Source organism: Vibrio sp. FF145, assembly GCF_041439075.1.
Classification (GTDB): Bacteria; Pseudomonadota; Gammaproteobacteria; order Enterobacterales; family Vibrionaceae; genus Vibrio; species Vibrio tasmaniensis_A.
This window is the reverse complement of record NZ_JBGONH010000019.1, coordinates 67510-74411: the sequence shown is the minus strand read 5'-3', so window position 1 is coordinate 74411 and position 6902 is coordinate 67510. Positions and strand designations below refer to the sequence as shown.

The 6902-nt window shown below is 44.6% G+C and carries 5 protein-coding genes; 1 reads left to right on the top strand and 4 read right to left on the bottom strand.

Annotated features, from left to right (window positions below; genetic code table 11):
- Positions 1-59: 59 nt before the first annotated feature.
- The 4 genes from ACED42_RS09395 to ACED42_RS09380 form a co-directional block, all read right to left on the bottom strand.
- Positions 60-1940, bottom strand: a complete 1881-nt coding sequence (locus ACED42_RS09395; protein ID WP_017098056.1) for a RimK/LysX family protein — start codon at positions 1938-1940, stop codon at positions 60-62.
- Positions 1941-2245: 305 nt separating this feature from the next.
- On the bottom strand, positions 2246-3055 hold the full coding sequence (locus ACED42_RS09390) for a M15 family metallopeptidase (RefSeq protein WP_371702276.1): 810 nt from the start codon (positions 3053-3055) through the stop codon (positions 2246-2248).
- A gap of 81 nt (positions 3056-3136) precedes the next feature.
- Positions 3137-3865 carry a DUF429 domain-containing protein gene (locus ACED42_RS09385; protein ID WP_371702274.1) on the bottom strand — a complete coding sequence of 243 codons (729 nt, stop codon included), beginning with the start codon at positions 3863-3865 and terminating at the stop codon, positions 3137-3139.
- A gap of 49 nt (positions 3866-3914) precedes the next feature.
- The gene (locus tag ACED42_RS09380) at positions 3915-5627 is read right to left on the bottom strand and encodes a bifunctional 2-polyprenyl-6-hydroxyphenol methylase/3-demethylubiquinol 3-O-methyltransferase UbiG (RefSeq protein ID WP_102530423.1); all 1713 of its coding nucleotides are present in this window, start codon (positions 5625-5627) and stop codon (positions 3915-3917) included.
- Positions 5628-5897: 270 nt separating this feature from the next.
- Here ACED42_RS09380 and ACED42_RS09375 point away from each other — a divergent pair, with 270 nt between their 5' ends.
- Entirely contained in the window at positions 5898-6836 is a 939-nt protein-coding gene (locus tag ACED42_RS09375) for a hypothetical protein (protein WP_102530422.1), read from the top strand.
- The last annotated feature ends 66 nt before the right edge of the window (positions 6837-6902 follow it).

Genomic DNA, 6902 nt, shown 5'->3' with positions numbered 1-6902 from the left:
TTGATCTTATTCTTCGCGCTGAAAGATTAGAATGCGGGGTTCATGACACGCTTACGGTGTTACTCCATATCGCCCAGTAAGTAATCTTCATCGCTACTCACTACTGCGCCGTGCTTTAAGAAGTTCTTACCTAGGATCATGCTGTATTCAAAGCGAGAGCGATCTTGAAGGTTTACCCTCACCTCTTTCTCTAGGTCACCCAACTTCACCTTCATTTCTACCACTGGGCGAATGTTCACCTTCTCGCCTTTCTTAGCTTTAATGCGCATTACATCAATCACAGGCTTAGTGAAGTCTTGCTTATCGCCTTGGTTGTTTTGATAGGTAAAGCTCACCATGTCTTGGCCGTCTTTCTTAAATCGTTTGATGTTGACTGCGTTCATTGAGCTGACATCTGCGCCTGTATCCAACTTGGCAGGGAATGTCATGCCGTTGACTTCAACAACTTCTATATGCCCAACTTTAAACAAAGGTTCCGATTTCAAAAGATAATCAGATCGAGTATTCACATATACCCCATCTTTCGCCATCTTCTTACCTAGAATGAAGTACGCTTCTTTTTCATTGCTGTTAAGCACATCGATAGCAAACTCTTGTTGGCGAACTTTACCAGCTCCCAAAAACTCACCACTTACCACCGGGCGAGTATCATCACCGACCTTAAGCTTCTTAATAATTGGCTTTGTTATCTTCTGCTTCTCACCATTTACATCTGTAAGATAAAATTCAACAGAAGCCTCTTTGCCTTTACCTGTCATTTCAAAACTGTCGACCTTCAACAAAGGCGTGTTGACAGTAAATGAAGCAACAGCCTTCATAGGGAAACCATCTAATGTGATATCTTCTTCCGGTGAGATAATCAGTGGCTCAGTCTTCTTCGCGACCTCGCTGAAATTCTCAGATCCTTCAGAAAGAATATTCTCAGCACTGGTGTCAATCATAAAAAGCTCACTTGCTGTATCAGTGCCCAATCTGAGCTGTGAGCTGCTATTCGAACGGTCGCGCAGGTACACCAGAACGTCTTTGGTTGTGTTTTCATCGAGTTGAACCGGCACATACACCAAAGGTCTTTTTTTACCACCTACACTTAACATACGAACTAATGGCAGTGTCATCTCTTTCTGCTCACCATCGTTGTCGAACATATCAAACGTCACTTCACTGTTCTTCTTATCTACATCGATGTCTTTCGCATGAAGAATGCTGTAGCGATTTTTTAATGAGAAGGTCACGTTCATCGCCATTCCCGAGATAGACATCACCTCTTTTCGGCCAACAACCGTCGCGTTTTCCTGCTCCTGCAAATAGTCGTAACCAGCAAACACCAGTGCGTTATCCGCAAGGAAGGTTTTGCCGATCAATACTGGCGCAGAGAAGTGACTTCTGTCCGTCAGGTTAACGTCTGTTTTTAACTCTTGATCCGCAATGGTCAGCGACATTTTGACAGTAGGGCGAAGCAAAGGCGTGCTGCTGGTGCGGCTGCGTATTATGCTGACACGCTCTAAAGGTGCTTTAATTAATACCATGTCACCCGTACGTGGGTTTTGAACCTTGAAAGAGACCACAGCTTCATATTTTGCAAAGGTACTGCCATCCCAATCATCGTAATCAACATCGGAATTGTTCAACAGGTCTTCGGTTAACGCCGCCATCAACTCTTTGTCTTTGAGGTTTTTGTAGTCGGCATTAGAGCTCTTCACATGAATGTCTTCCGCATGCATAGAAGTGGTTTCTGCACCGGTATCGATTTTACCAATGAAAGGAACGTCTTTTAGCCCTTGAACGCTAGATAGGTATACATTCTCTGTACGCCCTAATACCGCCTTACCATCGAGTTCGTAGGTCGGATTTTGAGTGGTGTGTGAAGTGTCTGTAGCCAAAGAATATTGTGAAAAAAGTAGAGTGCTTAAAAGAGTTAGAGCCAAAGGTATCTTTTTCATTAGTTGGTCCGTTGTGATCAGTTCACTAATAATACTGGCGATTCGGCAAATAGTTCCCCCACCAGCAATGGTTCTCACATAACGTTAACGCTATGAGTTTTTCGATGACAAACCGATGACTTTGCGCAGCATTCGCTTATCGATTATTGACCATTGGATACCCGATAACCTTTTCAATATGTGGTGTTCTATTGAAAAAATAAATACCAAAAAGGCCAACGACAAGCGCTGACCTTAGCGATTCAAAACACACCTGAAGCGAGTTTAACTTGCTAAAACACAAACGGTTCTAGATAAACATAGCACTAAAAAGTGCCGACTGTTTTCTTTGCACAGATAGCTCGAGCTTTTTCTGCGTTCTCGCCTTTATTTTTGATAGAGCACTGTCGATAAGATTCGACGTAGCGCTCAAATAACACTTTGGCTTCAGGTTGTGGTTTAGAGAGCAGTTGGTTAACGAACTTTCTTGAGCCGACCTCAAAATGCTGAGTATCGATTGGGCTATTCCAATCCCCTCCCCAGATCATAAATCCGTGATGAGCAAACAGCTCAATCACATCTTCTGCCATGCCTCGGCGTTCAATTTCATCACGCGCGCGAAAACGAGTACGGTTCACATAGCGAGCCGCTGATTGTGAAGGCTTTACCGTGATTCGTCCCTTGCTATCGAACTCTAAGAAAGGATTTTGAACTGGGTTGATGTCGATTGCCACACCATAGGCATGTTTCGACCAACCTCCTCCGCCTGTAATAGGACGAGCGTTAAACGCGCTACTGTTGTTCGCGTCCATTGAGGCGCTATCATCACCTCTGAATTCACGCATTAGGCGAGCGGAATGAAGAGGAAAATTGCGCTGTTTAAGCTCTGAAAAGATTTGTTCAACAGCTGGCGCAATAACATCAAGCACGATCATATTGCCCTGTTGCGTTTCCCCTTTGAAATTAATGAAAGCGAAATCCACTTTGGATAGCCGCTCACAACCAACGGGCGCACCACTACTCAAGACATTGTTCTTTTTCATCATGTCGCATTGCCATTGAGATATAGGGGCAACTTGGGCGTTACTCACAGCACTGAGCACAGTGGCCAGATAGCCGACAATAAAACGTTTCATATCAGAGACTCAAAAAAATAGGAGTGGAAATCAACAGGGATTGAAAAATAACACATTAAACAAAACTAAACGCACGCTTTGTTAGCGCGTTTTGTCCCAATAGACAATCTCTCGAACTCGTCCGTTCTGATCCTTATCCGCCTTTCCGCCAATATCAGAAAATTCAGGCAAGCACGACAATGTTGGAGCGTGATACGCAATCAACATCAATATGAATGCGTCATAAATATCGTCTATCGCAACGTCTTTACGCTTGGTATTTGAAACGGCCAACGACAAGCCGTCACACCATTGAGGGGCGAGTTGCTGAATAATAGAAAGCCGTTCCTCTTTGCCTTCTTGCGTTCGTTTGGAAAACGTCAGCGGTTCACCTTTCAATGCTGCAAACACCACCTCAGGATGTGATTCCCTTATCGAAAGGCTTGAGTGAGATTCAATGAGTTCATCAAGCTCGCGAATCTTGGGCACAATTCCCCAACTCTGTTTAGAAAACTTCTTATCAAGCTGCTCAACATTAGCACTGCACGCCGCAATGTAATCGGTTTGGTAAACCGCCTCTCGACACGGAACAGGAAACACGGAAGAGCCACGTTTGCTGGTGAGGAAACGTCTTGCTGCTTTATCGCATAATCTATCTGGAGTCAGTGAATCGCTAAAGCCAATCGGCATATCGATTAATGTTGTTGATCCCGTAAGATCATCAACCAGCTCTTCGAGGGTCTTCACCACCTTGAACTCAGGTGTTTCATTGCCAGAGACAATCCAAGCGATCCAACCCGCCTTGCAGCCATCAATTCCGATGTATTTCATCGTTTACTCTACCGTTACTCAAAGGATTAAATTAGAGGGTAAATTGCGATCAGTGCCACTCATTGATTAATAGTCGGCTTTTCACACCGCGTACCTGCAAACCCATAGCGTCAAACACCTCTTCGAAATCTCGACACTGTAATGGAATATTGGGTAAAGAAAGAGCCGCTTCCGAAAAGAACTGTTGTTCAAAATGAGCGGAATCGTTCCACGCCAATTGCCACCATTCGAGAATACGAGGCTTAGACGCACGAAGTTTTTCAGCGGTAGGAACTTTGTCACTTTTGCTTAGATTCTCTTTGCTTGTGGTGGGAAAGAGGTTCCACTTGTCGTTATTCGGCCAATAAGCAAAAGGCAGACAGTGATCAACGTGATACTCGTTTTTTAATGATTTTCCACTCCAAACACTGACAATGTCTGCCTGATCAGCTCTAAGCTGTTCAACTCTTTTGCGTACATCACGAGTATCATGGTTTCGGTCAATCCAGACTAAACAGTCGTGATAGGTCTGTAGTGATATGTTGCGCTGTCGATTTAACTCAAAACGCTGCATCTCCATCACCCATTGATTCACCACCAGCGGTTCAATCCAAGAGTGGTAAATTCTAAAGCACTCCCACAGGCTTTCATCGAGAGTGAAATAGCCAAAGCTTTCTAGGAACTCACAATCAATGACCAGCGATTCTCGGCTCTTACGTCGCTGCTGAGGTGGGAGTATCTCAAACAGCTTATTCTCTTTAGAGCCATGATAAATAAAGGTCACTGGACCCGATTTAATAGTACTGATCGTTTGTGAAAACAGCTTCTGCAATGCTTTGGCTTCCTCGCCTAAAAACATAGTACCAATAGCTAGATCATCGGCACTAAGATGCTTTAGTTTGTTCCAACCATCCGTTTTTACAAATCCGAGGCCTTTACTCGTGTTGCTATTTTGCTGAATCCCAGCGCCTTCTATATCGATATCAATCAAGCGCTTAAACTGCCTAACCCAATACAGAGCGACCAAGCCCAATGGTAGAGAAATTTTCCCATCAGTTCGATCAATCACAGCGCCTGAATGAGCATCCGCAATTCGCAGTAATGTTCTCAACAAAGCCAACTTGTATGTGGCCGACTTGTTGTCATTCACAATAATGTGGCGCACCTTGTTCAAGTCACCGGAGCCATCGTCTGGCAATGTCATCACCACGGTTTGCCACCACACTTCATTGCGGTTCAACCTATCTTGGCTATCATCAACATGACGAACCAACAAGGCGCTGTTTTTTGATAAACGCTCGAGCTCTTCAACTGAGACTTCATAGCCTTGTCGACTGTCTTGAAACTCCCCATGACGCAGAGTGATCACCAGTTTGCCATTTGGAGCTAGCAAGTTAGACAATTTTCTAAATGCACGCTCTCGATGAGACGGAGCGAGATGCATCCAAACCGCACTCACCAATATCAACTCAAAACGCATTCCGAGGTTTTCAGTGCGGCTAAGCGAGGGGAGTGAATCATCAATCCAGGTAACACTTGGGCCTGTATATTTCGAGCCTTGTTCGCGTAATGAAGCACTTGGTTCTATCGCAATAACATCAGCTCCGGCTTTGTGCATCCATAGCGCATCACGACCGCTCCCTGCACCGATATCTAGTACTTTATCGCCCTCTAAAGGCCAGTAAGCTTGCCAGCTTTTATGTACCGTCTCGAACGTAACTGAGTTGTACTGCTGGCAAAGTGTGTGAGCATTTTTATCGTAAAATGGAATCGATGAGGACATATGCGTTATTGGAGTAAGGAGTCTATCTCAATAGTAATGGGGAGCTTGGGCGATTGCTAGCAGCTCATGTAAGTTCAGCCACACCAATCAACATTTATCGTTAGTGACTGTTTTATATCAATATCTACCTAATGAGCTCATCAGGCGAGTCACATCATGAATCAGTTTCGTCAGCAAAACAAAAACAAACAAGGTGCAAGCTGACGTGCGAACAGAGATAATTGTTTGAAGATGATTAACTCGCCTAAAGCACCTAGCCGATAAAGACTAATGAACACATACTCACACATAGATACCCCATTCAACCTGCGCCACACCTGTTGGTTTTGTGGTGAACCTTCCAGTAACCTTGTTGAATTCCCTAAGACAGCGCAGGCTGTTGCCAAGATTGGCCATTCACCGATAGCACTGCCGGCTTGTAATGAGTGTGCGAGAATTAACTATTCAAAGAATCTGACCTCAATTTGGTCTGTGCGCGATCAGATAAAACACACTCTGATAGACAAGTACGCTAAGCACCTTGGCATCGGTGAGAACTGGACAGAGCAAGAACTTATTGATTCTGATTTCTCGGGCTCGACACTTGGCGGGTTTGGGCGCAGCGCGTGGAAAATGTATCAAATCGCCAAGCAACGCGTTGATTATAAAGGCTGGCCTTTGTCGGTTGATGACATCCCACTTGAGGTATACGACGAAACCAGTGGCTTTGAGTTTGACGGTACTCGTTATGCCTCAATCAATTCGTGTATAGACTATTTCACCAAGGCTGCAAGCGTAGACAAAGAGCTGTTGTCGCAGCTTGTCGACATCGTTTCATCAGACCGATTTAGCTACGCACTGCGAATCGCTAAGCTGAACAAAAGTGTCTCTAATACCAAGCGCTCGGAGATCGTCGAAGAGGTACTACAACAAGAGTCTGAACAAGAAGAGATACTGCTTGAGCAAGCTAATTCAATGTTTAACCCAAACGTCGAAGAGGTGAATATTTCAGGCTCAGTTGCGCCTGTATTTGCCATTCAATGGGCGTTAGCTAACAAGGTTGAAGATTTGGCCCACCTATGTGCGCTCGAAGATGAGTATTTCGACTATTTCGAACACCTCGGCGGCCCTGCAGCTTTCATGTCTTATAACGGCCTACAACTCTACTTGGAATCGCGTCAAGATCCTGAATGGGTAGAAAAATCGGATCCAAATAAACAGTATTGGTGATCATGAGCCATTACTGGTGAACACGTGTAAGCTCGATAAGTGTGTCAAATGCCCATTGTTAGTCCT

Excerpts from the sequence above, each read along its gene's own strand:
- ACED42_RS09395 (WP_017098056.1), bottom strand. The coding sequence starts at position 1,940 with ATGAAAAAGATACCTTTGGCTCTAACTCTTTTAAGCACTCTACTTTTT.
- ACED42_RS09390 (WP_371702276.1), bottom strand. The coding sequence starts at position 3,055 with ATGAAACGTTTTATTGTCGGCTATCTGGCCACTGTGCTCAGTGCTGTG.
- ACED42_RS09385 (WP_371702274.1), bottom strand. The coding sequence starts at position 3,865 with ATGAAATACATCGGAATTGATGGCTGCAAGGCGGGTTGGATCGCTTGG.
- ACED42_RS09380 (WP_102530423.1), bottom strand. The coding sequence starts at position 5,627 with ATGTCCTCATCGATTCCATTTTACGATAAAAATGCTCACACACTTTGC.
- ACED42_RS09375 (WP_102530422.1), top strand. The coding sequence starts at position 5,898 with ATGAACACATACTCACACATAGATACCCCATTCAACCTGCGCCACACC.